The 1,900-nt window shown below is 74.0% G+C and carries 3 protein-coding genes; 1 reads left to right on the top strand and 2 read right to left on the bottom strand.

Annotation, left to right across the window (positions count from 1 at the left end; translation table 11 throughout):
- Positions 1–293 (bottom strand): DeoR family transcriptional regulator (locus tag CCN51_RS50675; RefSeq protein ID WP_143676206.1); only part of this gene is annotated, 293 nt, incomplete at its 3' end.
- Positions 290–955, bottom strand: a complete 666-nt coding sequence (locus CCN51_RS50680) for a histidine phosphatase family protein (RefSeq protein WP_055413937.1) — start codon at positions 953–955, stop codon at positions 290–292. The genes CCN51_RS50675 and CCN51_RS50680, both read right to left, overlap by 4 nt.
- Positions 956–1,065: 110 nt before the next feature.
- On the opposite strand from CCN51_RS50680, the gene CCN51_RS50685 reads away from it, so the two are divergent.
- Positions 1,066–1,900 (top strand): NAD(P)-dependent oxidoreductase (locus CCN51_RS50685; protein ID WP_086861192.1); only part of this gene is annotated, 835 nt, incomplete at its 3' end.

Genomic DNA, 1,900 nt, shown 5'->3' on the forward strand with positions numbered 1-1,900 from the left:
GCCGCGGCCGCGGCCACCGCCTCCTTCTCGGCCCTGTTCACGCCCATCCGGTAGTCCAGGCTGGACTCGAAGACCGACGACGGCAGCGCCGAGACCCCGCCCCGGAACTTGCGCACCACGCCGAGCCTGGCCAGCTCGTCCAGGTCCCGGTGCACGGTCATAAGGCTGACGCCGGTCAACTCGGCGAGCTCGGCCGCGGTGGCGGTGGAGCGCTCGAGCACGTACTCGGTGATGGTCTGCCTGCGTGCGGACTGGGAGCGGGGCGGGACATCGGACGCGCCGGTCGTGGTCATGAGCCGGATTCTCCCCCACGGGTTGTGGCTCCATCCGTTGTGGCCGCGCGCGCCTCGCCCGTCGGCACGTTCAGCGAACGCAGCGCCGTCCGCTCCCCCGCCACCTCGATCTCGCTCACCGCCGCGTTGTCCAGCCGCGGGAACACCTGCCGGTAGCGGCCGACGGGGATGCCCAGCAGCGCGCACAGCGCCATCCGGAGCAGGGAGTTGTGCGCCACGACGAGCACCGTGCGGCCCGGGTGCGCGGCGGCCAGGCCGCGCAGGGCGGCCGCGGCGCGGGACGCCGCGGTGGCGGGCGGCTCCGAGCCGGGGAAGGCACCCGCCTCCGCGTCCGCTCGGAAGGCCCGTACGGCGGCCGGGTCCTCCGCCTGCATCTCGGCGATGGTGCGGCCCTCTCCCCAGCCGAAGTCGATCTCGCGCAGGTCCTCGACGACCTCGGGGACGAGGCCGAGCGCGTCGGCGGCCGGGCGCGCGGTCAGCCGGGCCCGGCTCAGCGGGGAGCAGGCGACCGCGTGTACCTCGCGTCCGCGCACCCAATGGGCGAGCGCTTCCGCTTGCCGGAATCCCCGTTCCGTCAGGGCCACGTCGGAGATCCCCGCGTACCGGTTCTCCGCGTGCCACACCGTTTCGCCATGGCGAACGAGCAGTAGACGAGCCGTCACAGGACGCTTCCTCTCCTCAGCCCGCATGACGCGCGGACCATTGCTTTGTCACGTCAACGATGTTAAATCTAGCGTCGCCTCTGTGATGGAACGCCGAAGAAAGGCCACCCATGCGCGTCCTCGCCGCCGGAGACCACTTCGTACGCCCCGGCCTCATCATCGCCGCGCTCCGCGACGAGCCGGGGCTGGCGGACGTCGACGTGGCCGAGCTGACGCTGCCGTGGCCACACGAGCCGTTCGGCCCCGTGGGCGGCCCGGAGAGCCGGGTGATCGAGGCCAGCGGCACCGAGGAGCAGCTGATCGAGGCGCTGGCGGGGGCCGAGGTGTGCGTGACGCAGATGGCGCCGTTCACCGCCGGGGTCTTCGCCGCCCGTCCCGAGCTGCGCATGGTCGCGGTCTCCCGCGGCGGCCCGGTCAACGTCGACCTGCCCGCCGCCACCCGCGCCGGCGTCGCCGTCAGCTTCGCGCCCGGCCGTAACGCCACCGCCGCCGCCGAATTCGCGATCGGCATGATGCTCGCCGCGATGCGCCGCATCCCGACCGCGGACGCCGAGCTGCGCGCGGGCCGCTGGCGCGGAGACTTCTACGCGTACGAGGAGGGCGGCATCGAGCTGGACGGCGCGACCGTCGGCCTGGTCGGCTACGGGGCCATCGGCCGGATCGTCGCCCGCGTGCTGCGCGCGTTCGGCGCCCAGGTGCTGATCGCCGACCCGTACACCGACCCCGAGACCGCCCGCGCGGACGGCGTCGAACCGGTCGAGCTGGACGAACTCCTCACCCGCAGCTCCGTGGTGAGCCTGCACGCCCGGCTCACCCCCGAGACCAAGGGGCTCATCGACGCCGGCCGGATCGCCCGGATGCGGCCCGGCGCGGTCCTGGTGAACACCGCGCGCGGCGGTCTGCTGGACTACGCGCCGCTGCCGGAGGCGCTGCGCACCGGCCGCC

This window comes from Streptomyces milbemycinicus, assembly GCF_002154605.1.
GTDB lineage: Bacteria > Actinomycetota > Actinomycetes > Streptomycetales > Streptomycetaceae > Streptomyces > Streptomyces milbemycinicus.